A 616-nucleotide genomic window follows, 5' to 3' on the forward strand; every position below is an offset into this window, starting at 1 on the left:
ATAAGTGCCTAATTCCTGAACTTCCTGCTCTAAAGCTGCTGCTTTTGCCTCCTGAATAATAGGAATAAAGCTAGCAATCTTGACTAAACGGTCTTTGAAGCTAACATGCTGTTTTTCGAGGCTTGAAAAAGATGTTTTAATTGGCATTTCGAGGGCTTCCGCGCTTAGGGAATCGGTCATGGCTGTCTTTAATTCTTCAAGCTTGCCGCGCGTCTTTGCTTCCTCTTGGGTCAATTCTTTTGTGCGATTCTCATAGCCTTGTTCAACTTTAGAGATTTTATCTAAATAGCTATTAATATCATACTTCATGTCCTTCTCCCCCTTATCAAACCTCATCATAGCCAGCTTTCAACAAATCAAGCGTAGTTTGCTTTCGATCTAGATTATCTTGCTTCAACATTTCCAACAAATCAAAGGAGTTATCCCTAATATGTCGCGCTTTATCAGTCTTTGATTGCCCGTAACCGTACATAAGCAGATGCAGCGGGGAAGACTTAATGCTTGGCTTTGCTTGCTTCTCCCTTTCAAGTTGTTCCTCAATGAAATTAAAAAATCCTTCTCGCATTCTGAAAGTCTCCAATTTAGTTTGAATTTGATAGAATATATGCCAGTGCTA

The 616-nt window shown here is 39.6% G+C and carries 2 protein-coding genes; both read right to left on the minus strand.

Annotated features, from left to right (window positions below; all coding sequences use genetic code 11):
• On the minus strand, positions 1–309 hold a 309-nt coding region (locus AAHB12_RS31220), incomplete at its 3' end, for a hypothetical protein (protein ID WP_342048943.1).
• A gap of 16 nt (positions 310–325) precedes the next feature.
• A complete protein-coding gene (locus AAHB12_RS31225; RefSeq protein WP_342048944.1) occupies positions 326–565 on the minus strand; it encodes a hypothetical protein in 240 nt (79 codons plus the stop codon).
• Positions 566–616 lie beyond the last annotated feature (51 nt).

It is taken from the genome of Bacillus sp. OTU530 (genome assembly GCF_038440375.1).